General features: G+C 60.3%; 24 protein-coding genes. 15 read left to right on the top strand and 9 right to left on the bottom strand.

Annotated features, from left to right (window positions below):
• Positions 1 to 58 precede the first annotated feature (58 nt).
• From ACRC4F_RS30455 to ACRC4F_RS30430, 6 genes are all read right to left on the bottom strand, one after another.
• Positions 59 to 883, bottom strand: coding sequence for an ABC transporter permease (locus tag ACRC4F_RS30455; RefSeq protein WP_438662635.1), 825 nt, complete (start codon positions 881 to 883; stop codon positions 59 to 61).
• The gene (locus tag ACRC4F_RS30450; protein WP_438662634.1) at positions 873 to 1,820 is read right to left on the bottom strand and encodes an ABC transporter permease; all 948 of its coding nucleotides are present in this window, start codon (positions 1,818 to 1,820) and stop codon (positions 873 to 875) included. Before ACRC4F_RS30450 ends, ACRC4F_RS30455 begins: the two co-directional genes overlap by 11 nt.
• Before the next feature lies 1 nt (position 1,821).
• Positions 1,822 to 2,859 carry an ABC transporter ATP-binding protein gene (locus ACRC4F_RS30445; protein ID WP_438662633.1) on the bottom strand — a complete coding sequence of 346 codons (1,038 nt, stop codon included), beginning with the start codon at positions 2,857 to 2,859 and terminating at the stop codon, positions 1,822 to 1,824.
• A gap of 260 nt (positions 2,860 to 3,119) precedes the next feature.
• Positions 3,120 to 4,271 carry a putative ABC transporter substrate-binding protein YdcS gene (ydcS, locus tag ACRC4F_RS30440; protein ID WP_438662632.1) on the bottom strand — a complete coding sequence of 384 codons (1,152 nt, stop codon included), beginning with the start codon at positions 4,269 to 4,271 and terminating at the stop codon, positions 3,120 to 3,122.
• 82 nt (positions 4,272 to 4,353) lie between these two features.
• Positions 4,354 to 5,811 carry a gamma-aminobutyraldehyde dehydrogenase gene (locus tag ACRC4F_RS30435; protein WP_438662631.1) on the bottom strand — a complete coding sequence of 486 codons (1,458 nt, stop codon included), beginning with the start codon at positions 5,809 to 5,811 and terminating at the stop codon, positions 4,354 to 4,356.
• A gap of 130 nt (positions 5,812 to 5,941) precedes the next feature.
• Positions 5,942 to 6,856 (bottom strand): LysR family transcriptional regulator, encoded by a 915-nt coding sequence (locus ACRC4F_RS30430; protein ID WP_027924928.1) that lies wholly within the window; start codon positions 6,854 to 6,856, stop codon positions 5,942 to 5,944.
• A 176-nt stretch (positions 6,857 to 7,032) separates the two neighbouring features.
• Between ACRC4F_RS30430 and ACRC4F_RS30425 the strand changes: the two genes are divergently transcribed.
• The 15 genes from ACRC4F_RS30425 to ACRC4F_RS30355 all read left to right on the top strand — a co-directional run bounded on the left by ACRC4F_RS30425 (position 7,033) and on the right by ACRC4F_RS30355 (position 23,807).
• The gene (locus ACRC4F_RS30425; RefSeq protein WP_438662630.1) at positions 7,033 to 7,755 is read left to right on the top strand and encodes a tellurite resistance TerB family protein; all 723 of its coding nucleotides are present in this window, start codon (positions 7,033 to 7,035) and stop codon (positions 7,753 to 7,755) included.
• Positions 7,756 to 8,092: 337 nt separating this feature from the next.
• Entirely contained in the window at positions 8,093 to 9,715 is a 1,623-nt protein-coding gene (locus ACRC4F_RS30420; RefSeq protein WP_438662629.1) for a methyl-accepting chemotaxis protein, read from the top strand.
• The gene (locus ACRC4F_RS30415) at positions 9,715 to 10,251 is read left to right on the top strand and encodes a chemotaxis protein CheW (protein ID WP_438662628.1); all 537 of its coding nucleotides are present in this window, start codon (positions 9,715 to 9,717) and stop codon (positions 10,249 to 10,251) included. The genes ACRC4F_RS30420 and ACRC4F_RS30415 overlap by 1 nt, the downstream gene beginning before the upstream one ends.
• Positions 10,248 to 11,513 (top strand): CheR family methyltransferase, encoded by a 1,266-nt coding sequence (locus ACRC4F_RS30410; RefSeq protein WP_438662627.1) that lies wholly within the window; start codon positions 10,248 to 10,250, stop codon positions 11,511 to 11,513. Before ACRC4F_RS30415 ends, ACRC4F_RS30410 begins: the two co-directional genes overlap by 4 nt.
• A complete protein-coding gene (locus ACRC4F_RS30405) occupies positions 11,510 to 12,193 on the top strand; it encodes a chemotaxis protein CheW (protein WP_438662626.1) in 684 nt (227 codons plus the stop codon). Before ACRC4F_RS30410 ends, ACRC4F_RS30405 begins: the two co-directional genes overlap by 4 nt.
• Positions 12,190 to 14,475 (top strand): hybrid sensor histidine kinase/response regulator, encoded by a 2,286-nt coding sequence (locus tag ACRC4F_RS30400; protein WP_438662625.1) that lies wholly within the window; start codon positions 12,190 to 12,192, stop codon positions 14,473 to 14,475. Before ACRC4F_RS30405 ends, ACRC4F_RS30400 begins: the two co-directional genes overlap by 4 nt.
• Entirely contained in the window at positions 14,472 to 15,482 is a 1,011-nt protein-coding gene (locus tag ACRC4F_RS30395) for a chemotaxis response regulator protein-glutamate methylesterase (protein ID WP_438662624.1), read from the top strand. Before ACRC4F_RS30400 ends, ACRC4F_RS30395 begins: the two co-directional genes overlap by 4 nt.
• 48 nt (positions 15,483 to 15,530) lie before the next feature.
• Positions 15,531 to 16,532, top strand: coding sequence for a diguanylate cyclase domain-containing protein (locus ACRC4F_RS30390; protein ID WP_438662623.1), 1,002 nt, complete (start codon positions 15,531 to 15,533; stop codon positions 16,530 to 16,532).
• Positions 16,533 to 16,836: 304 nt separating this feature from the next.
• Positions 16,837 to 17,932 (top strand): peptide chain release factor 2 gene (prfB, locus tag ACRC4F_RS30385; RefSeq protein WP_102593528.1). Its coding sequence is split into 2 segments (ribosomal slippage): positions 16,837 to 16,908 and positions 16,910 to 17,932, totalling 1,095 coding nucleotides; the frame shifts between segments, so codons are not numbered across the junction.
• Positions 17,933 to 18,015: 83 nt separating this feature from the next.
• Positions 18,016 to 19,518, top strand: a complete 1,503-nt coding sequence (gene lysS / locus ACRC4F_RS30380; protein ID WP_438662622.1) for a lysine--tRNA ligase — start codon at positions 18,016 to 18,018, stop codon at positions 19,516 to 19,518.
• A 102-nt stretch (positions 19,519 to 19,620) separates the two neighbouring features.
• Positions 19,621 to 20,337 (top strand): TetR/AcrR family transcriptional regulator, encoded by a 717-nt coding sequence (locus ACRC4F_RS30375; protein WP_438662621.1) that lies wholly within the window; start codon positions 19,621 to 19,623, stop codon positions 20,335 to 20,337.
• Between the two features lie 159 nt (positions 20,338 to 20,496).
• Positions 20,497 to 21,063 (top strand): hypothetical protein, encoded by a 567-nt coding sequence (locus tag ACRC4F_RS30370; RefSeq protein ID WP_438662620.1) that lies wholly within the window; start codon positions 20,497 to 20,499, stop codon positions 21,061 to 21,063.
• A gap of 36 nt (positions 21,064 to 21,099) precedes the next feature.
• Positions 21,100 to 22,377, top strand: a complete 1,278-nt coding sequence (locus tag ACRC4F_RS30365; RefSeq protein WP_438662619.1) for a flavohemoglobin expression-modulating QEGLA motif protein — start codon at positions 21,100 to 21,102, stop codon at positions 22,375 to 22,377.
• A gap of 189 nt (positions 22,378 to 22,566) precedes the next feature.
• Positions 22,567 to 23,481, top strand: coding sequence for an alpha/beta hydrolase (locus ACRC4F_RS30360; RefSeq protein ID WP_438662618.1), 915 nt, complete (start codon positions 22,567 to 22,569; stop codon positions 23,479 to 23,481).
• Entirely contained in the window at positions 23,478 to 23,807 is a 330-nt protein-coding gene (locus tag ACRC4F_RS30355; RefSeq protein WP_438662617.1) for a hypothetical protein, read from the top strand. Before ACRC4F_RS30360 ends, ACRC4F_RS30355 begins: the two co-directional genes overlap by 4 nt.
• 200 nt (positions 23,808 to 24,007) lie before the next feature.
• Here the strand turns inward: ACRC4F_RS30355 and ACRC4F_RS30350 are convergent, their stop codons facing one another.
• The 3 genes from ACRC4F_RS30350 to ACRC4F_RS30340 form a co-directional block, all read right to left on the bottom strand.
• Positions 24,008 to 24,796: an OmpA family protein gene (locus ACRC4F_RS30350; protein WP_438662616.1), complete on the bottom strand. Its 789-nt coding sequence runs from the start codon at positions 24,794 to 24,796 to the stop codon at positions 24,008 to 24,010.
• A gap of 55 nt (positions 24,797 to 24,851) precedes the next feature.
• A complete protein-coding gene (locus ACRC4F_RS30345) occupies positions 24,852 to 25,265 on the bottom strand; it encodes a DUF4398 domain-containing protein (RefSeq protein WP_438662615.1) in 414 nt (137 codons plus the stop codon).
• A 378-nt stretch (positions 25,266 to 25,643) separates the two neighbouring features.
• A complete protein-coding gene (locus ACRC4F_RS30340) occupies positions 25,644 to 25,988 on the bottom strand; it encodes a pilin assembly protein (RefSeq protein ID WP_438662614.1) in 345 nt (114 codons plus the stop codon).
• Positions 25,989 to 25,996 lie beyond the last annotated feature (8 nt).

Below are 25,996 nucleotides of genomic sequence, written 5' to 3'. Positions count from 1 at the left end.
CGGAACGCCGCCCGGAGCAGGCTCGCTCCCACAGGGGATAGTGGTGTCTGTTATGAATTTACTTCCCGCCACTCCCCGCAACGCTTTCACCTCCCCGGGTCAGGTAATAGGCGCCGAGAATCGGCAGCATGGTCACCATCATCACCAGCATCGCGACGACGTTGGTCACCGGCACGTCCCGTGGGCGACTGAGCTGGTTGAGCAGCCACAGCGGCAACGTGCGTTCATGCCCGGCGGTGAAGGTGGTGACGATGATTTCGTCGAACGACAGCGCAAACGCGAGCATGCCGCCGGCCAGCATTGCCGAGCCGAGGTTCGGCAGGACGATGTAGCGGAAGGTCTGCCAGCCATCGGCACCGAGGTCCATCGACGCCTCGATCAAGCTGTGCGAAGTGCGGCGCAAACGGGCGATGACGTTGTTGTAGACGATCACTACGCAGAAGGTCGCGTGGCCGACGATGATGGTGAACATCCCCGGCTCGATCCCCAAAGTCTTGAAGGTCGCCAGCAATGCGATCCCGGTAATAATCCCCGGCAACGCGATTGGCAAAATCAACATCAGCGAGATGCCTTGCTTGCCGAAGAAATCCCGCCGGTACAACGCCGCCGACGCGAGCGTGCCGAGGACCAATGCGATCAAGGTCGCGACGGTCGCAATCTGCAGCGACAGCTTGATCGCTTCCAGCACGTCGGGACGGGAGAACGCCACGCCGATCCACTTCAGGGTGAAACCCTTGGGCGGAAAGCTGAACGCCGCGTCTTCGGTGTTGAAGGCGTAGAGGAAGATGATCAGGATCGGGAAGTGCAGAAACACCAACCCGCCCCAGGCTGCGATTTTCAATCCGATGGAAGCCTGCCCTTGTGATGAAGAGTCAGAGTGCATCGAAGGCCCCCAATCGTTTGACGATAGTCAGGTAAATGGCGATCAACACAATCGGCACCAGCGTGAAGGCCGCCGCCATCGGCATGTTGCCGATCGCGCCTTGCTGTGCATAAACCATGCTGCCGACGAAGTAACCCGGCGGGCCCACCAGTTGCGGCACGATGAAGTCGCCCAGGGTCAGGGAAAAGGTGAAGATCGAACCGGCCGCGATGCCCGGAATCGACAGCGGCAGAATCACCTGCATGAAGGTCTGGCGCGGCTTTGCTCCAAGGTCGGCCGAGGCTTGCAACAGTGATGGCGGCAGACGTTCCAGCGAAGCCTGGATCGGCAGGATCATGAACGGCAGCCAGATGTAGACGAACACCATGAAACGGCCCAGGTGCGAGGTCGACAAGGTGCTGCCGCCCACCCCCGGAATGCCCAGCACGAACTGTAAAACCGGCTCCAGTCCCAAGTGTTGTACGAACCACTGCGCCACGCCGCCTTTGGCCAGCAGCAAGGTCCAGGCGTAGGCCTTGACGATGTAACTGGCCCACATCGGCATCATCACCGCGATGTAGAAAAATGCCTTGGTCTTGCCGGTGGTGTAACGCGCCATGTAATAGGCAATCGGGAACGCGACGATGGCGCTGGCGATCGAGACGACGACGGCCATGCCCAGCGTACGCAGGATGATGTCGAAGTTCGACGGCTGGAACAGCGCGGCGAAATTCGCCAGGGTCAGGTCCGGCGTGACCGCCATGGTGAAGTCATCGAAGGTGTAGAAGCCTTGCCACAGCAACACCAGCAGCGAACCGAGGTAGATCGCGCCGAACCACAGCAGCGGCGGCACCAGCAGCAGCGACAGGTAAAAATTCGGTCGGCGATACAGCAGGTTGGAAAACCTGCGTAACGGCGATCCGCCGGCCGGGGTTTGAGGGATAGCCACGCTGGTCATCTCACACCCCGCCGACAACGGTGTCGTGCAACGGGATCATCGCCTCGCGCGCCCAGCGTGCGCTGATGCGTTGCCCGGTCTGGTGCTGGGCGCTGACGTCCAGCCACTGTACGTTGGCCTGGCTGATATTGAGGGTCTGGCCATTTTCCAGTTTCAGTTCATAGCGCGTGGCGCTGCCCTGGTACTGAATGTCGTGGAGCAAGCCGCTGACTTCAATCTCGTGACTGGCCAGCGGGCCTTCGGCGAAACGCACGTGTTCCGGGCGAATCGAAAACGGCTGTGGGTTGCCGCTCAATTGCTTCGCCAGATCACCGCGAATCACGTTGGAGGTGCCGACGAATTCAGCAACAAAAGTGGTCGCCGGTTTCATGTAGAGATTTCGCGGTGTGTCGACCTGCTCGATGCGGCCCTTGTTGAACACGGCCACGCGGTCGGACATCGACAGCGCTTCGGTCTGGTCGTGGGTGACGAAGATGAAGGTGATGCCGAGCTGGCGTTGCAGCTTTTTCAACTCGCTTTGCATCTGTTCGCGCAGCTTCAGATCGAGGGCACCCAACGGCTCGTCGAGCAGCAAGACGCGAGGGCGATTGACCAGGGCGCGGGCCAGGGCCACGCGCTGGCGCTGACCGCCGGAGAGTTGCACCGGTTTGCGCTCGCCGTAGCCGCCGAGGGCGACCATGTCGAGGGCTTCTTCAGCACGTTTATGGCGTTCGGCTTTACCGACGCCTTTGACTTTCAAACCGTAGGCGACGTTGTCGAGTACGTTCATGTGCGGGAACAGCGCGTAATCCTGAAACACCGTGTTGACGTCACGCTCATACGGCGGCAGCCCGGCGGCTTCTTCGCCATGAATCCGGATAGAGCCTGCGCTCGGTTGTTCAAAACCGGCGATCAGGCGCAAACACGTGGTTTTGCCCGAACCGGAAGGGCCCAGCATGGAAAAGAACTCGCCGTCCTGGATATCGATGGAAACCCGGTCAACGGCCTTCACTTCGCCGAACTGACGGGAAACGTTGGTGAACTGGACTGCAAGCGTCATGGTGCGGTGCTCCGAAAAGGCGAGGGCCATCACAGCGGCCCTGCCAGGACATCTGAAAAATCTGAATCGTTGCGGTGTACGCGACCTGCTTTTAGCTCCCTCTCCCTCCGGGAGAGGGCGGGGGGTGAGGGCCGCGGTGTCGGTCATTCCCAGGAATCGAGGTGGAGTCAAAAACCACCCCTCACCCCAGCCCTCCCGAAACGTCGGACCGCCCCACAGGGGAGAGGGGGAAAGGGAGCCGACCGAGTCGTTTCCGAGATCTATCTGCCACCCATGATCGCGATGTAGTCCTGGGTCCAGCGGCTGTACGGCACGAACTTGCCGCCTTCAGCCTGCGGGGTTTTCCAGAAGGCGATTTTCTCGAACTGGTCGAAACCGTTGGTTTTGCAACCCTCTGCGCCGAGCAGCTCGCTCGCTTTGCAACCCTCAGGAACCGACGGCAACGAACCGAACCAGGCCGCCAGGTCACCCTGGACTTTCGGTTGCAGCGAATGGTCCATCCACTTGTAGGCGCAGTTCGGGTGCTTGGCGTCGGCGTGCAGCATGGTGGTGTCGGCCCAGCCCGTCGCACCTTCCTTGGGAATGACCGAAGCAACAGGCTGCTTGTCCGCCACCAGCCCATTGACCATGTAGCCCCAGGTGCTGGAAGCCACGACACCTTCGTTTTTGACGTCGCTCATTTGCACGGTCGCGTCATGCCAGTAGCGGTGGATCAAAGGCTGCTGCTTGCGAAGCAGGTCCAGTACCGCTTTGTATTGCGCTTCGTTGAGCTGGTAGGGGTCTTTGATCCCCAGTTCCGGCTGTTTCGCTTTGAGATAGAGCGCCGCATCGGCGATGTAGATCGGGCCGTCGTATGCCTGGACCCGGCCCTTGTTGGACTTGCCGTCCGGCAGGGTCTGCTCTTCAAACACTACGCTCCAGCTGTCCGGGGCGGTCTTGAAGACATTGGTGTTGTACATCAACACGTTCGGACCCCACTGATACGGGGTGCCATAGGTTTGTTTATTGACGACGTACCAAGGCCCGTCCTTGAGGCGAGGGTCGATGTTCTTCCAGTTCGGGATCAACGCGGTGTTGATAGGCTGCACACGCTTGCCGGCGATCAACCGCAACGAGGCATCGCCCGACGCTGTCACCAGGTCGTAACCGCCCTTGGACATCAGGCTGACCATCTCATCGGACGTCGCCGCAGTCTTCACATTGACCTTGCAGCCGGTTTCCTTCTCGAAACCGGTCACCCAGTCGTAAGCCTTGTCGCTTTCGCCACGTTCGATATAGCCGGGCCACGCCACGATATCCAGCTGACCTTCGCCGGCACCGACGGCTTTCAGCGGTTCGGCGGCCTGGAGGCTGGCGCTGGCCAGCAGGGCCGTGGTGATTGCACTGAACAGTGCGGTCTTGTGCACGAACATGGGAATTCCCTCTTCTTTAATTATGGTCGGGGCAGTTGTGAACGTGGTGAAGCATGCCGTTAGCGGCTTGTTATTAGCGTAGTCAGAGATGCTGGCCGTGGCGCGCCATGATGTGCCGCACCACGCTGTAGTCCTGAAGCGAATCGCTGGATAAGTCTTTGCCATAGCCCGAACGTTTCAGGCCGCCGTGGGGCATTTCGCTGACCAGCATGAAATGGCTGTTGATCCAGGTGCAGCCATACTGCAAGCGCGCCGCGACCTGCATGGCTTTATCGAGGTTCTGGGTCCAGACCGAGGAGGCGAGGCCGTATTCCGAGTCGTTGGCCCAGTCCACGGCTTGTTCAAGTCCATCGAAACGGGTCACGGTCACCACCGGCCCGAACACTTCGCGCTGGACGATTTCATCGCTCTGTTTGCAACCTGCCAGCAGCGTCGGCTGGTAATAGAAGCCGGCGCCGGAATGCACCGCCGCGCCGGTCACTCGTTCGATGTGTGGCTGGCCGAGGGCACGCTCGACGAAACTGGCAACACGGTCCCGTTGGCGGGTGCTGATCAGCGGGCCGATCTCGTTGTCGGCATCGCGCTTGCCGGCGAAGCGCAAACTGCTGACCGCTGCGCCGAGTTCGGCCACCAGGCGATCATGAATTCCAGCCTGTGCATAAATACGGCAGGCCGCGGTGCAATCCTGGCCGGCATTGTAATAGCCGTAGGTGCGCACGCCTTCGACCACGGCTTGGATGTCCGCATCGTTGCAGACGATCACCGGCGCTTTGCCGCCGAGCTCAAGGTGCGTGCGCTTCAGGGTTTTCGCCGCGGCCTGGAGGATTTTCTGCCCGGTGACGATATCGCCGGTCAGCGACACCATGCGCACTTTGGGATGGCTGACCAAGTGGCTGCCGACGCCTTCACCGCCACCGCAGACAATGTTGATCACGCCGCGCGGCAGGATCTCGGCCAGCGCCGGCGCCAGGGCCAGAATCGACAGCGGCGTGTGTTCGGAAGGTTTGAACACCAGCGTGTTGCCGGCAGCGAGGGCCGGGGCGATTTTCCACGCGGCCATCATGATCGGGTAGTTCCACGGCGCAATTGATGCCACCACGCCAATCGGATCGCGACGCACCATGCTGGTGTAGCCCGGCAGGTACTCGCCGCTGAGCTGGCCGGTCTGGCAGCGCACGGCGCCGGCGAAAAAGCGGAATACATCGACCGTCGCGCTCAAGTCATCCTGACGGGCCAGGTGCAACGGCTTGCCGCAGTTCAAGGATTCAAGGCGGGCGAGGAGGTCGGCTTGTTTTTCGATGGCGTTAGCGATGTCCAGCAACAGGGTCGAGCGTTGCTGCGGCGTGGTCCGCGACCAGCCGGCGAAGGCGCGGTGGGCCGCGAGGATCGCGGCTTCGACTTGCTCGGTGCTGGCTTCGGCGATGTGGGTCAGTACTTCCCCGGTGGCCGGGTTGAGGATCGGTTCGACGAAACCCTGGCCCGCGACCAATTCGCCATCGATCAACAACGCGGTGAACAACGGGGTCTGCGCGCCAGTCATTTTTCGGGTTCTCTTTTCTTGTGTGGCCATGCTGCTCCCTGTGACTGGGGCCCGGCCGTCTTATAGATGTAGCAAGACTAGTGCGCGGGCCCGAGGTCGACAAATTCTAAATACTGAAGGTGGCGTTCGATTAAATAGATGGCTTGCGCCCGCCGTGGGGTTGTTCGCGGGCGACGGTCAGGAACGGGTCCACCAACGCCGGGCGCGCGGTGCCACGGCGCCAGGCGAGGCCAACGTCGAGCGTCTGGCTCAGGTCGGCAATCGGCCGAGCTTCGATGATGTCGCCCTCCAGTGACCAAGGGCGGTAGGTCATATCTGGCTGGATCGATACGCCTAAACCGGCGGCCACCAGGCTTCGCACAGCTTCCGTCGAGGCTGTTCTCAAGGTGATTCGTGGTTGTAATGACGCGGCCGACCACATGCGCTGGGCGTTGCGGTCCATTTCGTCGACGTTCAGCTGAATCAGCGGTTCACGGGCTACGTCGGCGAGATTGATGCTGTCGTGTTCCAGCAGCGGATGCTGGGCCGGCAACCACAACCGATGGGGCGAGTGAGTCAGCACTTCGGTCTGCAAGGCGTGGCGGTCTTCGAGGTTGGAAAGGATCAATACGCCGACGTCGATTTCGCCACTGACCAGCAAATGCTCGATGTACGGCCGCTCGTCCTCCATCACGCGGATTTCGACGTTGGGGTAAGCGCGCTGGAAACGAGTGAGCAGATCCGCGAGGTAGTAACCGGCCACCAGACTGGTCACGCCGATAATCAACTGGCCGGCGACCTGGTCGGTGCTTTGTTGCAGGCTGCGTTTGGCGTTGTCCACCGTGGCCAGAATCAAGTGCGCCTGGCGCAGGAACTGATGGCCCTGATGCGTCAGGCTCATGCCCTTGGCGTGTCGGTTAAACAGGCCGACGCCGATCTCCTCTTCCAGTTGCTGGATCGCCAGGGTCAATGTCGATTGGGAAATGAACGCGGTTTGCGCGGCGGCGGAGATCGAGCCGGTCTCGGCCACGGCGATGAAGTGACGAATCTGACGCAAGGTCATCATGGGGAAATACCCGGTGGGCGGTTTTTATAGATTCGCTTAAGTGTATATCGCTTTAATCGATGGCCAGGTTTTTCCAGGCAACATCCAGAAGCACTCTCGTCCCCGGTCGCCGGGCACTTTCGTTCTAGGCTGGTGGCCTTAAGTGTCCGGATAACCCCTTTCCTGGAGGCGGAAAAATGAATACGCGTGGATTGCTCGATCAACTACTCAAGTCCGGTCAGGACCTGATGCAGAACAAGGCCGGGGCAAATCAAAGCAAGTCGTCCAGCGGTGGGTTGGGCGGGTTGCTTGGCGGCAGCACTGGCTCGGGCGGCCTCGGCGGGTTGCTCTCCGGCGCGGGCGGTGGCGCACTGGCGGCTGGCGCCATGGGCCTGTTGCTCGGCAGCAAAAAGGCCCGCAACGTCGGCGGCAAAGTCGCCATCTACGGTGGCCTCGCGGCACTCGGCGTCATTGCCTACAAGGCTTATGGCAACTGGCAGGCCCAGCAGGGCACTGCGCCGAAGACTGAGCCGCAGACACTTGATCGTTTGCCACCTGCGCAAGTCGAACTGCACAGCCAGGCGATTCTCAAGGCATTGGTTGCCGCGGCCAAGGCCGATGGTCACGTTGATGATCGCGAGCGCGCATTGATCGAAGGCGAATTTACCAAACTCGACAACGATCAGGAATTGCAGCAGTGGCTGCACGCCGAACTCAGCAAGCCGCTCGACCCGACGGAAGTGGCCCGCGCGGCCAGCACACCTGAAATGGCGGCCGAGATGTATATCGCCAGCGTGATGTTGGTGGATGAGGAGAGCTTCATGGAGAAGTCGTATCTGGATGAGTTGGCGCGGCAGTTGAAGCTGGAACCTGGTTTGAAGGCCGAACTGGAGAAGCAGGTGCGACAGGCTTCCCTGTAAATCTTGCGGTCAGTTAAACCGCGTCATCGTTATTCGTCGGAACGCCTTCGCGAGCAGGCTCGCTCCCACACTCGACCGAGGCGTCCTGCCGGACGCGGTCAACTGTAGGAGCGAGCCGGCTCCGCGGCGGCGTTCCGACGAAGGCATTGTCAGCCGCGTTACAAATCCCAGCGGCAATTCACCCTTGGTACTCGCCACTCGATCTAACGCAAAGTCCCGCTCCAGAGGCTCTACTGCCGTTTCCCCTTCTATGGTCGAGAACTGCCAAACCCCCGTCTTATAAATGAAACACCCTCAGCTATACTCCCCAGCATTTGAGCCACCCCGAGGACTGACTGTGAAGAACTGGACGTTGCGCCAACGCATTTTGGCGAGCTTTGCGGTGATTATCGCCATCATGTTGCTGATGGTCGTCGTCTCGTATTCGCGGCTTTTGAAGATTGAAACCAGCGAAGCCAGTGTTCGTGAGGACGCGTTGCCCGGGTTGTATTACAGCTCGATGGTTCGCAGCGCCTGGGTCGACACCTACCTTCGGACTCAGGAAATGCTCGGTTTGAAAGAGGGGCAGGGTTTCAGCACTGAAGAAGCCGAGAGCTTCAAAAACTTCGAGGCGCGACTGCTGGAGCAGATGAAGAATTACCAGGGCACCGTCACCACGGAGGAAGACAAAGTCGAATACGCCGTTTTTGAAAAACTCCATGACGATTACAACAAGGTCCTTGCCGCTGTGCTCGACTTGCACAAGCGCAATCAGGAAGCCGACGCCATCAAACTGTTCAACGAGCAACTGACCCCGGCCTGGACCGCAGGTCGTATGAAGCTCAATGACATCATCCGCGAAAACAAAGCGGTGGCCGATCAGGACATCGCGGCCATCGATGACGCCGTGATTACCGCGAAAGTCATCATGGGCATTTCCCTGTTGGTCGCGGTATTGGCTGCCGGCCTCTGCGGTTTGCTGTTGATGCGCGCGATCATGGCGCCGATGAACCGGATTGTGCAGATCCTCGAAATCATGCGGACCGGCGACCTCAGCGGCCGTCTGAACCTTGAACGCAAAGACGAATTCAATGCGGTAGAAACCGGCTTCAACGACATGATGACCGAGCTCACCTCGCTCGTGTCTCAGGCCCAGCGCTCCTCAGTGCAGGTCACCACGTCGGTGACCGAGATCGCCGCGACCTCCAAGCAGCAGCAAGCCACCGCCACCGAAACCGCCGCCACCACCACCGAAATCGGCGCAACGTCCCGTGAAATCGCCGCGACTTCGCGAGATCTGGTGCGCACCATGACCGAAGTCTCCACCGCCGCCGATCAAGCCTCGGTAGCGGCCGGTTCCGGGCAGCAAGGCCTGGCGCGCATGGAAGAGACCATGCACTCGGTGATGGGGGCGGCGGATCTGGTCAACGCCAAACTGGCGATTCTCAACGAGAAGGCCGGCAACATTAACCAAGTCGTCGTGACGATCGTCAAAGTCGCCGACCAGACCAACCTGTTGTCGTTGAACGCCGCCATCGAAGCCGAAAAGGCCGGTGAATACGGTCGCGGATTTGCCGTTGTCGCTACCGAAGTGCGGCGTCTGGCGGACCAGACTGCCGTCGCTACTTACGACATCGAGCAGATGGTGCGCGAGATCCAGTCGGCGGTGTCGGCCGGGGTCATGGGTATGGACAAATTCTCTGAAGAAGTGCGCCGTGGCATGTCCGAAGTGCAGCAGGTCGGCGAGCAGCTGTCGCAGATCATCCACCAGGTTCAGGCGCTGGCGCCGCGGGTGTTGATGGTTAACGAAGGCATGCAGGCGCAAGCCACCGGCGCCGAGCAGATCAACCATGCGCTGGTGCAGTTGGGCGATGCCAGCAGCCAGACCGTCGAGTCCCTGCGCCAGGCCAGCTTCGCCATTGACGAGCTGAGCCAGGTGGCCGTCGGGCTGCGGGGCGGCGTCTCGCGATTCAAAGTCTGATGAGCGAACTTGTGGTCAAGCGCGGCGCGGTGATGCCGGCAAAACACGCGTTGTTTCTGCTGTTTCGCATCGGCAACGAACGCTATGCCTTGCAGGCGCGGGAAGTGGCCGAAGTGTTGCCGCGCCTGCCATTGAAGCCGATTGCCAAGGCACCGGATTGGGTCGCCGGTGTATTCGCCTATCGCGGCGTGGTGGTGCCGGTGATCGACCTCAGCGCCCTGACCTTTGGTCAGCCGGCGCAAGCCCGCACCAGTACGCGGCTGGTGCTCGTGCACTATTGGCCGAATGAGCAGACACCTTCACAGTTGCTCGGGCTGATTCTGGAGCAGGCCACCGACACCTTGCGCTGCAATCCGGCGGACTTTAAACCCTACGGCCTGGACAATCGCCAGGCGCCCTATCTGGGGCCGGTGCGTGAAGACGCCCAGGGTTTGCTGCAATGGGTGCGGGTTGCTGATTTGCTCGATGATCAGGTGCGCGCGCTGCTGTTTCCTTCGCCACCGCTGGACCTGGCGCTGCTGGAGGAACGGCCATGAGCAGCGACCAGCGTTTTTTCGATTTCCTCAAGGAACGCATCGGCCTCGACGTGACGTCGGTGGGCCCGGCAATCATCGAGCGCGCGGTGCGCCAGCGCAGCACGGCGTCCAGGGCGCTGACGGCGGATGAGTATTGGCACACGCTGCAAGGTTCGCGGGACGAACAGCAGGCGTTGATCGAAGCGGTGATCGTTCCCGAGACCTGGTTTTTCCGCTACCCGGAGTCTTTCGCGACCCTGGCGAAACTGGCCATCCAGCGTTTGGCCGACATCAACAACATGCGTGCGCTGCGGATTCTCAGCCTGCCGTGTTCCACTGGCGAGGAGCCGTACTCCATCGCCATGGCCTTGCTTGATGCCGGACTCAAACCGCATCAGTTCAAGGTCGAAGGCATGGACGTCAGCCCGCTGTCGGTGGAAAAAGCCAGGCGCGCGCGGTACGGCAAGAATTCGTTTCGCGGCCAGGACATCGAGTTTCGCGAGCGCCATTTCAGTGCCGAAGAAGACGGCTACCGACTCAACGCGCGAGTGCTGGAACAGGTGCGTTTGCAGGTCGGCAATCTGCTCGATCCGGCCTTGCTGGCCAGTGAGCCGCCTTACGATTTTGTGTTCTGCCGCAACCTGCTGATCTATTTCGATCTGCCCACCCAGCAGCAAGTCTTCGAAGTGCTCAAGCGCCTGACCCATGTCGACGGCGTGCTGTTTATCGGTCCGGCAGAAGGCAATTTACTCGGTCGTTTCGGCATGCGCTCGATTGGCATACCGCAGTCTTTTGCGTTCAGCCGCCAGAGCGCGCCTGCACCTGAGCCGATGCCAGTCTTCGTGCCGACACCGCTGCCAGTGCGCCAACCGGTGCGCAGCGTGACACCGCCACCCGTGCGCAATCGTCCGTTCGCAACCATTACGCCTCCGACCGTCTCCCCGAAACCCTCGGACGCTGCCGCCTTGTTGGCGAACATCGCTGCGCTGGCCAACGAGGGCAAAAGCGCCGAGGCCCGCGCCGCTTGCGAACGCTATTTGCGCAGCCACGAACCGGTGGCCCAGGTGTTTTACTGGCTGGGGCTGCTCAGCGATGTCGCCGGCAGAGTCCTCGAAGCCCAGGGTTTTTATCGCAAGGCGTTGTACCTCGAACCGCAACACCCCGACGCGTTGATGCACCTGGCCGCCTTGCTGCAATCCCAGGGCGACACGGCGGGAGCCAAAAGATTGCAGGACCGCGCTGCCCGCAGCGAGCGCGCCGCCGACAGTGAGCGTAAACGATGAAGGTCGCCGACACCTTGAGCGTCACCCATGAAGATGCCCAAGCCATCGACGACTGCTGGAACCGTATCGGTATCCACGGCGACAAGTCCTGCCCGCTGCTGATCGAACACATTCACTGCCGCAACTGCGCGGTGTATTCCGCCGCGGCCACGCGTTTGCTCGACCGCTACGCCTTGCAGCAGGACGATCGCGAGCAGGTTTCGGTGGCGGTCGAAGTCGACGTGAAAACCCGCTCGCTGCTGATGTTCCGTCTCGGCGAAGAATGGCTGGGCCTGGCCACCCGCAGCCTGGTGGAAGTGGCGCCGCTGCAAGCGATTCATTCGTTGCCGCACCAGCGTTCCCGGGCCCTGCTCGGCGTGGCGAACGTGCGCGGTGCTTTGGTGGCGTGCCTGTCGCTGGTGGAGCTGCTCGGGCTCGACGGCACCAGCAGCGTGGCGTCGGGTGCGCGTGTGATGCCGAGGATGCTGATCATCGCTGCCCAAGGTGGGCCGGTGGTGGTGCCGGTGGACGAAGTGGACGGCATTCACGCCATCGACGAGCGGATTCTCGATGCCGCATCGCAATCCGGCACCCAGGCCAGCGCCAAATACACCCGGGGCGTGTTGCAATTCAAAGGTCGCAGCCTGCGTTGGCTGGATGAAGAACAGCTGTTGTCCGCCGTGACCCGGAGCCTCACATGACCCCCGAGCAGATGCGCGATGCCTCGTTGCTGGAACTGTTCAGCCTCGAAGCCGAAGCCCAGACTCAGGTGCTGAGCGCAGGTCTTTTGGCGCTTGAACGCGATCCGACCCAGGCCGATCACCTTGAATCGTGCATGCGCGCGGCCCACTCGCTCAAAGGCGCGGCGCGGATTGTCGGGGTCGATGCTGGCGTCAGCGTCGCCCATGTGATGGAAGACTGCCTGGTCAGCGCGCAGGAGGGGCGCCTGTATCTGCGGCCCGAGCACATTGACGCCTTGCTGCAAGGCACCGATTTGCTGATGCGCATTGCGACGCCGAATAACAATCCCGGGGCGGCGGACATCGAGGCCTATGTGGCACTGATGGCGCGGTTGCTGGATCCGCTGGCGTTGGCCGCGCCAATCAGCACGCCGATCGCGCCGTTCATCACTGAGTCCGAGCCTGAAGCGCTCGCGCCAACGGTCGAAGCCCTGATTCCGCTCGCCGAGCCGCCCGCAGAACCCGCGAAAAGGACCCGGCGCACCACCGATACTGGCGAACGCGTGCTGCGCGTCACGGCCGAACGCTTGAACAGCCTGCTCGATCTGTCGAGCAAATCCCTAGTGGAAACCCAGCGACTCAAGCCGCACCTGGCCACCATGCAGCGACTCAAACGGATGCAGAGCAATGGCCTGCGAGCGCTGGAAAACCTCAACGTCCACCTCAAGGAACATGCCTTGAGCCTCGAAGCTCAGGAAGCCCTGAGCGATGCCCGGCGGTTGCTGGCCGAGTCCCAGCAACTGCTGGTGGAAAAAAACGCCGAACTGGATGAGTTCGCCTGGCAAGCCAGTCAACGGGCGCAGGTTCTGTACGACACCGCGCTGGCTTGTCGCATGCGGCCGTTTGCCGACGTGTTGGGCGGGCAAGTGCGCATGGTCCGCGACCTCGGACGCAGCCTCGGCAAACAGGTGCGGCTGGAGATCGAGGGCGAGAAAACCCAGGTGGATCGCGACGTCCTGGAAAAACTCGAAGCGCCGCTCACGCACTTGCTGCGCAACGCCGTGGATCACGGCATCGAGTCCCCCGAGCAACGTGTGCTCGCTGGCAAACCTGAAGAAGGGCTGATTCGTCTGCGAGCCTCCCATCAAGCCGGCCTGCTGGTGCTGGAGTTGAGTGATGACGGTTACGGCGTCGATCTGGAAAAGGTCCGCCGCAGCATCATCGAACGGCAGTTATCCCCGGCGGAAACCGCTGCCCGATTGAGCGAAGAAGAGCTGCTGACGTTTCTGTTTCTGCCGGGTTTCAGCCTGCGCGACAAGGTGACCGAAGTGTCCGGGCGCGGCGTCGGCCTGGATGCGGTTCAGCACATGGTCCGTCAGTTGCGCGGCGCGGTGGTGCTGGAGCAGACGGCGGGCGAGGGCAGCCGCTTTCACCTCGAAGTGCCGCTGACGCTGTCGGTGGTGCGCAGTCTGGTGGTGGAAGTCGGTTACGAGGCGTACGCCTTTCCGCTGGCGCACATTGAGCGCATGTGCGATCTGGAGCCGGCGGACATCGTTCAGGTCGAAGGGCGTCAGCACTTCTGGTACGAGGGCCGGCACGTCGGGCTGGTCGCCGCCAGTCAGCTGTTGCAGCGGCCAGCGAATGCGAGCAGTCAGCAAACCCTGAAAGTCGTGGTGATCCGCGAACGCGAGGCGATTTACGGGGTGGCAGTGGAGCGGTTTATCGGCGAGCGGACATTGGTCGTATTGCCGCTGGACGAACGTCTGGGCAAGGTGCAGGACATTTCTGCCGGAGCCCTGCTCGACGATGGGTCGGTAGTGCTCATCGTCGACGTCGAAGACATGCTGCGCTCGGTGGACAAACTGCTCAACACCGGGCGTCTGGAGCGGATTGCCCGTCAGGGCAGCCTGGCGGTTGAGGCGGCTCGCAAACGGATTCTGGTGGTCGACGATTCGTTGACCGTGCGCGAGTTGCAGCGCAAGTTGCTGCTTAATCGCGGTTACGACGTGGCCGTGGCGGTTGACGGTATGGATGGCTGGAACGCCCTGCGTTCGGAGGATTTCGATCTGCTGATCACCGACATTGATATGCCGCGCATGGACGGCATCGAACTGGTGTCTTTGTTGCGCCAGGACAATCGCCTGCAATCGCTGCCGGTGATGGTGGTGTCCTATAAAGATCGCGAAGAGGACCGTCGTCGTGGACTGGACGCCGGAGCCGACTATTATCTAGCCAAAGCCAGTTTTCATGACGACGCCCTGCTTGATGCAGTGGTTGAGCTCATCGGAGGAGCGCGGGCATGAAGATAGCGATCGTCAACGACATGCCCATGGCCGTGGAGGCCCTGCGCCGCGCCTTGGCATTCGAACCGGCGCATGAAGTGGTCTGGGTCGCCGGCAATGGCGCGGATGCGGTGCAGCGCTGCGCCGAAAATACCCCGGACCTGATCCTGATGGACCTGATCATGCCAGTCATGGACGGCGTGGAAGCCACTCGGCGGATCATGGCCGAGACGCCCTGTGCCATCGTCATTGTCACGGTCGACCGTCAGCAGAACGTGCATCGGGTGTTCGAGGCCATGGGCCACGGCGCGCTGGACGTGGTCGACACCCCGGCCCTTGGCGCGGGCAATGCCCAAGAGGCGGCGGCGCCGTTGTTGCGCAAGATCATGAACATCGGCTGGCTGATTGGCGACAAGGGCAACCGGGAACGACCGGCCCCCAGCCCGCTGCGCAGTTCGGCTTCTCGTCAGCGACTGGTCGCGATTGGCTCGTCCGCAGGCGGTCCGGCTGCGCTGGAAGTCTTGCTCAAGGGCCTGCCACGGGATTTTTCGGCCGCGATTGTGCTGGTACAGCATGTTGATCAGGTATTCGCCGCCGGCATGGCCGAATGGCTCAGCAGCGCCAGCGGCCTGAACGTGCGCCTGGCTCAGGAAGGCGAACCTCCGCAGCCCGGCACGGTGTTGCTGGCGGGCACCAACCACCATATTCGCTTGCTGAAAAACGGTACGCTGGCCTACACCGCCGAACCGGTCAACGAGATCTATCGGCCCTCGATCGATGTGTTCTTCGAGAGCGTGGCCAGTTACTGGAACGGCGATGCCGTGGGTGTTTTGCTCACCGGTATGGGGCGCGACGGCGCGCAGGGGCTTAAACTCATGCGCCAACAGGGCTACCTGACCATCGCTCAGGACCAACAAAGCAGTGCGGTTTACGGAATGCCGAAAGCGGCAGCGGCCATCGATGCCGCCGTGGAAGTTCGCCCACTGGACAAGATAGCGCCACGATTGCTGGAGATTTTCCCAAAATGAAGACTTTTCACCACAATCCTGGCCCAGGCAGTATTCAGGTGACCGCACATGACTGACTTACAACTCGACGACTTCAAGACTGACGAAAACGCTGCCATGGTGTTGTTGGTGGACGATCAGGCGATGATCGGCGAGGCGGTGCGCCGCGGGTTGTCGAACGAAGACAATATCGACTTCCACTTCTGCGCCGACCCGCACCAGGCTATCGCGCAAGCGATCCGCATCAAACCGACAGTCATTCTGCAGGACCTGGTGATGCCCGGCCTTGACGGCCTCAGCCTGGTGCGTGAATACCGTAACCATCCGGCGACCAAGAACATTCCGATCATTGTCCTGTCGACCAAGGAAGACCCGCTGATCAAGAGCGCGGCGTTTGCGGCCGGGGCCAATGATTACCTGGTCAAGCTGCCGGACAACATCGAACTGGTGGCGCGCATTCGCTATCACTCGCGCTCCTACATGACGCTGTTGCAACGCGATGCGGCCTACCGCGCGTTGCGGGTCAGCCAGCAGCAGTTGCTCGATACCAATCTGGTATTGCAACGGTTGATGAACTCCGATGGTTTGACCGGACTGTCTAACCGCCGCCACTTCGACGAGTACCTGGAACTGGAATGGCGCCGTTCGCTGCGTGATCAGAGTCAATTGTCGCTGTTGATGATTGATGTCGACTATTTCAAGTCCTACAACGACAGTTTTGGCCACCTCGAAGGCGATGAAGCCCTGCGTAAAGTCGCCACCGCGATTCGCGATGCCAGCGCCCGACCGTCGGACCTGCCGGCCCGTTACGGCGGTGAAGAGTTTGTCCTGGTGCTGCCCAATACCACGCCGGGTGGTGCACGCCTGGTGGCGGAAAAACTCCGTCTCACCGTGGAGGCACTGAAGATTCCACACATTTTTCCCAGCGAAGGCTCAAGCCTGACCATCAGCATCGGTTTGTCGACGATGATCCCGCAGCAGGGCAGTGACTGCCGGCAATTGATCTCGGCGGCGGACAAGGGGCTGTACCTGGCAAAGAACAATGGGCGCAATCAGGTTGGTATTGAGTGAAATTACGAATCGACCGCTCACCCCAGCCCTCCCGAAACGTCGGACCGCCCCACAGGGGAGAGGGGGAAAGGGAGCCGATGGGGGGCTTTTCAGAACCTGAGTTCGACTCGGAATTTTCAGGTCGCAGTATTTCGAAAGACACTTAGGTCAGTCCCCTCGCCCCTCGGGGAGAGGGTTTAGGGTGAGGGGGAGCGATCTCAAGCCCGATAAAGAACCCGCTAAAGCCGCCAGGCGGGCTGCCGTGACAGCTTGATTACGTTATACTCGCCGGCTTTCAAAAGTTCGCCAACGAGTGCTGCCCGCCATGGAAATCAACCCGATCCTTAACAGTATCAAGGACCTGTCCGAGCGCTCCGAAACTATTCGGGGGTATCTTTGACTACGATCAAAAGCATGAGCGTCTGACTGAAGTCAATCGCGAGCTTGAAGATCCGGCTGTCTGGAACAACCCGTCGTACGCTCAGGAACTGGGCCGCGAGCGGTCGCTGCTGGCGCAGATCGTCGAAACCCTCGACGAAATGCACAGCGGTCTGGCCGACGCAAAAGATTTGCTGCTGATGTCCGCCGAAGAAGAAGACCAGGCCGCCGTCGATGACGTCGCTGCCGAAGTCGAGCGCCTGCGCGAGTCGCTGGAAAAACTCGAATTCCGTCGCATGTTCAGCGGTGAAATGGACGCCAACAACGCCTACCTGGACATCCAGGCCGGCTCCGGCGGTACCGAGGCACAGGACTGGGCCAACATCCTGCTGCGCATGTACCTGCGCTGGGCTGACAAACGCGGTTTCGACGCGACCATCATGGAACTGTCCGCCGGTGAAGTCGCCGGGATCAAGGGCGCCACGGTCCACATCAAGGGCGAATACGCCTTTGGCTGGCTGCGCACCGAGATCGGCGTGCACCGTCTGGTGCGCAAGAGCCCGTTCGACTCCGGCAACCGTCGCCACACCTCGTTCTCGGCCGTGTTCGTGTCGCCGGAAATCGATGACAACATCGAAATCGACATCAACCCGTCGGACCTGCGCATCGACACCTACCGCTCCTCGGGTGCCGGTGGCCAGCACGTAAACACCACCGACTCGGCCGTACGGATTACTCACGTACCGACCAACACCGTGGTCAGCTGCCAGAACGAACGCTCCCAGCACGCCAACAAAGACACCGCGATGAAAATGTTGCGGGCGCGCTTGTACGAGCAGGAAGTGCAGAAACGCAACGCCGCCTCCCAGGCCCTGGAAGACACCAAGTCGGACATCGGCTGGGGTCACCAGATTCGCTCTTACGTGCTCGATGCGTCGCGAATCAAGGATTTGCGCACTAACATCGAACGCAGTGACTGCGACAAGGTACTCGACGGCGATATCGACGAATACCTGGTGGCGAGCCTGAAACAAGGCCTGTAACACGATCCCCCTGTAGGAGCCGGCTTGCTGGCGATCCCCGGCCTACGGCCGGGGGCAACGAACCTGATGGAATATTTAAAGACATGAGCGACCTAGAACTCGACCCGCAAGCCCTGCAACAGGAAGAAAACTCCCTGATCGCCCTGCGCAAGGAAAAGCTTGCTGCCGAGCGCGCCAAGGGCAATGCCTTCCCCAACGACTTCCGCCGCGACAACTACTGCGAAGACTTGCAGAAACAGTACGCGGACAAGACCAAGGAAGAGCTGGCAGAGGCTGCGATCCCGGTCAAGGTTGCCGGTCGCATCATGCTCAACCGTGGCTCGTTCATGGTGATCCAGGACATGACCGGTCGCATCCAGGTCTACGTCAACCGCAAGACCCTGTCCGAAGACACCCTGGCCTCGGTGAAAACCTGGGACATGGGCGACATCATTGCCGCCGTTGGCACCCTGGCCCGTTCCGGTAAGGGCGACCTGTACGTTGAAATGACCGACGTGCGCCTGCTGACCAAGTCGCTGCGCCCGCTGCCGGACAAGCACCACGGCCTGACCGACACCGAACAGCGCTACCGTCAGCGCTACGTTGACCTGATCGTCAACGAAGAGGTGCGCCAGACGTTCCGCGTGCGTTCGCAAGTGATTGCACACATCCGCAGCTTCCTGATGAAGCGTGACTTCCTCGAAGTCGAAACGCCGATGCTTCAAACCATCCCGGGTGGCGCGGCGGCCAAGCCCTTCGAGACGCACCACAACGCGCTGGACATGGAAATGTTCCTGCGCATCGCGCCTGAGCTGTACCTCAAGCGCCTGGTTGTCGGCGGCTTCGAAAAAGTGTTCGAGATCAACCGCAACTTCCGTAACGAAGGCGTTTCGACCCGTCACAACCCTGAATTCACCATGTTGGAGTTCTATCAGGCGTACGCCGACTACGAAGACAACATGGACCTGACCGAAGAACTGTTCCGGGAACTGGCGCAGCTGGTTCTGGGCAGCACCGACGTGCCGTACGGCGACAAGGTGTTCCACTTCGGCGAACCGTTCGTGCGTCTGTCGGTGTTCGACTCGATCCTCAAGTACAACCCTGAGCTGACCGCTGACGACCTGACCGACATCGAGAAGGCGCGCGCCATCGCCAAGAAGGCCGGCGCCAAGGTGCTGGGCTTTGAAGGCCTGGGCAAATTGCAGGTGATGATTTTCGAAGAACTGGTCGAGCACAAGCTGGAGCAGCCGCACTTCATCACTCAATACCCGTTCGAAGTGTCGCCGCTGGCCCGTCGTAACGACGAAAACCCAAGCGTCACCGACCGGTTTGAACTGTTCATCGGTGGCCGTGAAATCGCCAACGCCTACTCCGAGTTGAACGACGCGGAAGACCAGGCCGAGCGCTTCATGGCGCAGGTGGCCGACAAGGACGCGGGCGACGACGAAGCCATGCACTACGACGCCGACTTCGTTCGCGCGCTGGAGTACGGTATGCCGCCAACGGCCGGTGAAGGCATCGGCATCGACCGTCTGGTGATGTTGTTGACCAACTCACCGTCGATCCGCGACGTGATCCTGTTCCCGCACATGCGGCCGCAAGCGTAAGTGTTTCAATAAAAAAGCCGCCTATAACAGGCGGCTTTTTATTGCCTGTCTGGTACAAACGTATCAAATGGTTACTTTTGAAGTAAGAGAGGAATACCTGTCGTGAACCGTGCAATTGCTCAAGAAGGTGCAGCGGGCGTCGCCACTGCGGTCGCTGAAAGCGTTCAGTACCAGGGCCGCAAGGCCAGCCGACAGGGCAGCGAGCAGCGTCGACAGGACATTCTCGATGCGGCGATGCGCATCGTCGTGCGTGATGGCGTGCGGGCTGTGCGTCACCGTGCGGTGGCGGCCGAGGCCGGTGTGCCGCTGTCAGCCACCACTTATTACTTCAAGGATATCGATGACTTGCTCACCGATACCTTCGCCCAGTACGTGGAACGCAGCGCGGCTTTCATGGCCAAGTTGTGGGTCAACAACGAGGGCCTGCTGCGCGAGATGGTGGTCAGCGGCGACGGTAGTCCCGAGTCGCGCTCGCAACTGGCGGACGACATTGCGCGGCTGATGGCGGACTATGTGCACCGGCAACTGATCAACCGCCGCGAACACTTGATGGCCGAGCAGGCGTTCCGTCAGGAAGCGCTGCTGAACCCGCGCCTGGCGCTGTTGGTACGTTCACATCAGCAAATCCTGCTACAGGGCACGTGCCAGCTTTTCCAGGTTTTGGGTTCACGCGAACCGCAACAGGATGCCAAGGTGTTGACGGCGATTATCGGACGGATGGAATATCAGGGCCTGCTCAACGACGCCGAGCCTGTCGCCGAAGCCGAAATGCTCGGTATCCTCAATCGCTACATGCACCTGGTATTGGCGTCTGTTTGATTCCTGAGTGGAGGCGAATCCCTGTGGGAGCGAGCCTGCTCGCGATTACGGTCTGACATTCAACATCTCTGTTGCCTGACACTCCGCTATCGCGAGCAGGCTCGCTCCCACAGGGTAGGTGGCCACTTGAGGGCGATGTATGTTCATAGGGAGTGTTGAATGAAAGCCTGGCGTGTCGTTGTGATCGCCTTGTCGTTCCTGCTGCTCAGTGGCTGTCTGGTGACCTTCAAGGACCCACTGCCCGCCAGCGACCCCGCGCCCAAAGGTTTACTCGGCAAGTGGACCAGCACCAACGCGTGGGGCGAGCCGATGAACCTTGAACTGACGCGCCTGGGCGACAATCGCTATCAGGCGGTCAGCTACTTCAAGGCCAACCCCAGGGAGCGTGAAGCCTACCCCTTCACAGTGTCGCGCCATGGCAGTCGCTGGTACCTGTCGGCCAAGGTTCCGGCGCAGTTCGGCGGGCATTTCACGATCGCTGGTTTTGAGCTCACCGATAAGCACGAACTGGTGGTCTATAACCTCGATCTCGAGCAGATCAACCAGGCCCTGGGGCAAAAAGTCCTGAGCGGTGAAGGCTTTCAGACCGACGACGGCGAAGGCGTGTTGATCAGCAACAACATGGATCAGGTCTTTGCTTACCTCGATGATCCGGCCAATTCCGATGTCTTTGTCGAGGCGGTGCGCTATCAGCGCCTGGCCAAAACCAAAGCTGAAGTTAAATAAAGCCAGCACCTAACGGTTTTTCTACAGGAGTTTCGGGTGGACGATTACCAGCAGACGATACGCATTTTGTCCGATCGCATTGTGCTGGCACAGACGCCGATTCGCGTCCTCGATGCGGTCAAGTGGGATGACAGCATCCGCAAGGGTTTCCTCAAGGCCAAGGGCAAGGAAATGCCGGCGGTGGACCGCGACTATTACCTCAACCGGCCGCTGTCGTTTGATTCGAGCAAAGTAAAGCTGGAGTTCCAGAACATCGAGCGTGACATCACCCGTCAGCTCGGCCAGTTCAACCCGGTCGGCCAGATCATGCGGCGCATGTGCAAGGAATACCGGATGGTGGTGCGCATGCTCGAAGCGCGCGGCACCGAGGATTTCGGGCTGATTTCCCAAGAGCTGTACGGCGCCGCATCCGACGCGTTCCATGCCGGCGATCCGACCCTTTCCGACCTCGGCCTGATGCTCTCCGATTACCTGAACAACATTGATGGCCGCGGCGATCTGAAGGACGAGCCGAAAATCCTCACCGCCAAGGACGCCGTGCATTTACTGCAGACCCGGCTGAGCAAGGTGTTTGGCGAAGCCGAGGAAACCATCCGGGTATTCGAGTCTGACGGTATCGTGGCCGATGCGGCGGCTGGCGCCGATTACATCAAGATTCGCACCGATGCGATGTTCAACGAACGTGACGTGCGCGCCCTGGAAGTCCATGAAGGGTTGGTCCACGTGGGCACCACGCTCAACGGGCTGAACCAGCCGATCTGCACCTTCCTCTCCAAAGGCCCGCCGTCGTCGACGGTGACCCAGGAAGGCCTGGCGATCCTGATGGAAATCATCACCTTCGCTTCCTACCCAAGCCGCCTGCGCAAACTGACCAACCGCACACGCGCCATTCACATGGTGGAGGAGGGCGCGGACTTCTTGCAGATCTTCGAGTTCTTCCGCGAGCAAGGTTTCGAAATGGCTGAAAGCTACGGCAACGCCAGCCGGGTGTTCCGTGGTTCGGTGCCGACCGGGCTGCCATTTACCAAAGACTTGTCCTACCTCAAGGGCTTTATCATGGTTTACAACTACATTCAGTTGGCCGTGCGCAAAGGCAAGCTTGAGCAGATTCCGCTGCTGTTTTGCGGCAAGACCACGCTGGAAGACATGCGCACCTTGCGCCAGTTGGTGGACGAAGGGTTGGTGGTGCCGCCGAAGTATTTGCCGGATCAGTTCCGCGACATGAACGCGCTGTCGGCGTGGATGTGCTTCTCCAACTTCCTCAACCACCTGAGCCTGGACCGGATCGAAGCGGATTACTCCAACATTCTCTAAGAATCACCCCAACACCTGTGGCGAGGGAGCTTGCTCCCGCCCGGGTGCGAAGCAGCCGCGAAACCTGCCTGCACGGCATCGCTGAAAGAATGCTGGGGGCCGCTTCGCAGCCCAGCGGGAGCAAGCTCCCTCGCCACAATGATTGTGTCAGGCTTACAAATTCCAACATTCACAGCGGGGTTTCAACGGATGAGAGTCCTCGGCATCTTCTGCCTTCTCCTGACCTTGAGCGGTTGCAGCTCCCTGCTGTTTTACCCCGAACCCGGCCAGATATTTACCCCGGAAAAAGCCAAGCTCGAATACCGCGAAGTGACCCTCACCACCGCCGATGGCCTCAGGCTGAACGCTTGGTGGCTGCCGGCGAAAAAAGGCGTCGAGGTCAAGGGCACGGTGCTGCATCTGCACGGCAATGGCGGCAATCTGCCGATGCATCTGGGCGGCAGCTGGTGGTTGCCGGAGGAAGGCTACCAGGTGCTGTTGATCGATTATCGCGGTTACGGACTGTCCGAAGGCGAGCCGAGTCTGCCGGCGATTTATCAGGACATCGACGCCGCGTTCAAGTGGCTCGATCAGGCCCCAGAGGTCAAAGGCAAACCGCTGATCCTGCTCGGCCAGAGCCTCGGTGGTTCAATGGCCGTGCATTACCTGGTTCAGCACCCCGAACGACAGAAACAACTCAAGGCCTTCGTCCTCGACGGCGTGCCCGCCAGCTATCGCAGCATCGGCCGGTTCGCCCTGAGCAATTCCTGGCTGACCTGGGCTTTCCAAGTGCCGCTGTCGTGGCTGGTGCCAGACGGCGACAGCGCGATCAATTCCATGGCGCAGCTCAACGGCGTGCCGAAACTGATCTACCACAGCATCGACGATCCGATCGTGCCCCTTTCCAACGGCATCCGTCTGTATCAAGCTGCGCCGCCGCCGCGCGTGCTGCAATTGACCCGGGGTGGTCATGTGCAGACATTCGCCGACCCGGTCTGGCGCAAGGTCATGCTGCGTTATCTCGAAGACCCGCAGCATTTCAACGGCCTGCGCCGTTTGGGTGAAATCCCCAATTACCCGGCACCCAAGCATTCAGAAGATGAACCCTCAGAGAGTCCGCAATGAGTGAAGAACGTAACGCCATCCCGCTGATCATCACCGGTATCTGCAGCATCCTCGGCACTGTTGGCGCCCTGTGGTTCTACGGCTACCTGCACTTCGCCAAACCCGAAGATGCGCTGCTGCTCAGCGACTTCACCATGCTCAAGACCGTGCCGGGCGAAGACTACAAAGTCTCACTCGAACCTGCGTCGCAAGTGGCCCAGTGCATCGATGGCGTGCTGGTGATGTTCGACACCGAACAGAAAGGCTTGACCGGCGTATTGGTCAACAGCCAGAAAAAAGCCGTGCGTTGCATGGGCGAGGAAACCCCGCAGAAACTTGAGCAATAACCCGATCCTGATTGCAACAGAGATCAAATGTAGGAGTGAGACCGGCTTGCCGGCGATAGCGTTTTGTCAGTCGACATCAATGTTAAAGGTCAGATCGCAATCGCGAGCAGGCTCGCTCCCACAGGGTTTGTGAGATTGCAGAGATAAAAAGCCCCGCCTGATCGACTCAGGCGGGGCTTTTGTGTTTCAGCAGGTGAGGCTTAGTTCGAGCTGATAGCCGAACGTGGGATCACTGGCTGGTTGTCGTTGGAAATGGTCACTTCCACACGACGGTTCATCGCACGACCCGAGGTGCTGGTGTTTTCTGCAACCGGGTATTCCTTGCCATAACCCTGCGCAACGATGCGCGCTGGATCAACGCCCATTTTTACCAGCTCCGTGCGCACGGAACCGGCACGACGCTCGGACAGCGACTGGTTGTGGCTCGCGGTGCCGGTGCTGTCGGTGTAACCCTCGACGATCACTTTGCGATCAGGGTTTTCCTGAAGGAACTGCGCCAGTTTGTTGATGTTCACCAGACCGCTGGATTTCAGGTCAGCACGATCGGTTGCGAACAGCACATCACCGAACGTCACCAACGTACCGCGATCGGTCTGCTTGGCATTCAGGCTGGCTTGCAACTGCTTGATCTGCTGGTCGCGAGCGTCAAGACGCGCTTGTGCACGTTGCGCCGATGCGTTTTTCAGGTTGGCTTCAGCGGTACGCAGAGCAATGGTCTGCTTCGCCACTTCAACACGCTGATTGGTCAGGTAGGCCAACTGATCGACCTCGTTCGGATCTTTCTTGTCCAGATAAGCCTTGTCAGCCTTGTCCAGATAATCGCTGGCGTCCTTGGTTTCCAGCGCCGCCACTTTGCTGGCCTGCGGGTTGGCTTGCAGGCCGCTGTAGTTAGTGCGGGCCTGTTCCAGATTCGCGTTGGGCGGGGTGGAGCAAGCAGCCAGTGCGACGCTTGCGGCAAGGAGAGCGGGGATCATCAATTGTTTACGCATAATAATTCGTCCTTTCTATCGATAAGAGCTTCAAGTCTGAGGTCGGGATGCGCGCTTACTGCACAGTGCGCTGGCTTTCCTGACGCAGTTCCTGAACCCCTTTCTGGGAGTCCTTCACAGCTTGTTCGGCTTTCAGTGCCTGGGCTTTGCGTTCGGCTACGCGAGCGTCCCACTCAGCCTGTTCGGCCAGCACTTTGGCTTCTGCATACTTTTTGTCATGCATAGCGATTTCGGCTTGTTTGAGCTTGTCCTGCGCGGACTTCATTTCCACGGCGGCGAACTCGGTGCCACCGGCGCTGACGGCGCCATTCACAGCGGATTGGGTCACGGCGAATTGCTCGGTCGGCGGGTTGCCAGCGCAACCGGCCAGTACGAAGCTGCTGCCGATTGCCAGGGCAGCCAGTTTCAGACCGCGCAGCTGGGTGAACGAGGATTTGGCAGTTCGGGTCTTCATGGTCTTCAACTCCATTGGTATAACTCCTGAAAAACTTAAAAATCCATGCTGGGCAAGGAGCCGTAACCGTCGATTTCCGGGGGTGTTCTGAAACGGCCGTCCCAGGCGTGGTTAATGGCTGTGACCCGAGGCGTTTTTCAAAAGTTCAGAGAAGATGGCCTTACGCCTGAAAAAACTTTGACCGAACGGACAAGGCTCTAAATCGGGAACTTTGGCAATGTGCGGCGGTATTCCCGACCTTTTAGAGACTCGGGAACACGCATTTTTGAAGGGGTACGCAAGCTAATTGCAGGAGCGAGCCTGCTCGCGATAGCGGTGTGTCAGGCGACATAAATACCGGATGTCAGCCCGCATCGAGAGCAGGCTCGCTCCCACAGGGTTCGGCGAGGGAATTTAGTGTTTTTGCTTGTCGTCACCGGATGACAAATCGTGCAAGTGACGACGGGACAACGCAAGAAAGCGCGGGGTCGGACCGATGTCTTCGTACAGCGGATCACCTTCTTCATCGGTGGCCACCACGGTCGCTCCTTTCACGTAAGGAAAGCTCTTTTCCAGCTCTTCCAGCGCGGCGCCGATCAACTCGCCAAGCAGTTCTTCGGGTTGGCGTTTGGGGTACATTTCGGTGATCGCCGCCAGTCGTGCGGCGGCTTCCATGTCCAGATGAATCCTGTAGCCAGTGTCGGTCAGGCGACCTTTGGCGTTTTCTTCCCAATGCTGGGCAAGTTCACGGATTTTCATAAAAACCT

This window comes from Pseudomonas sp. (assembly GCF_051660785.1).
Lineage (GTDB): Bacteria > Pseudomonadota > Gammaproteobacteria > Pseudomonadales > Pseudomonadaceae > Aquipseudomonas.
This window is presented reverse-complemented; position numbering and strand designations above follow the sequence as displayed.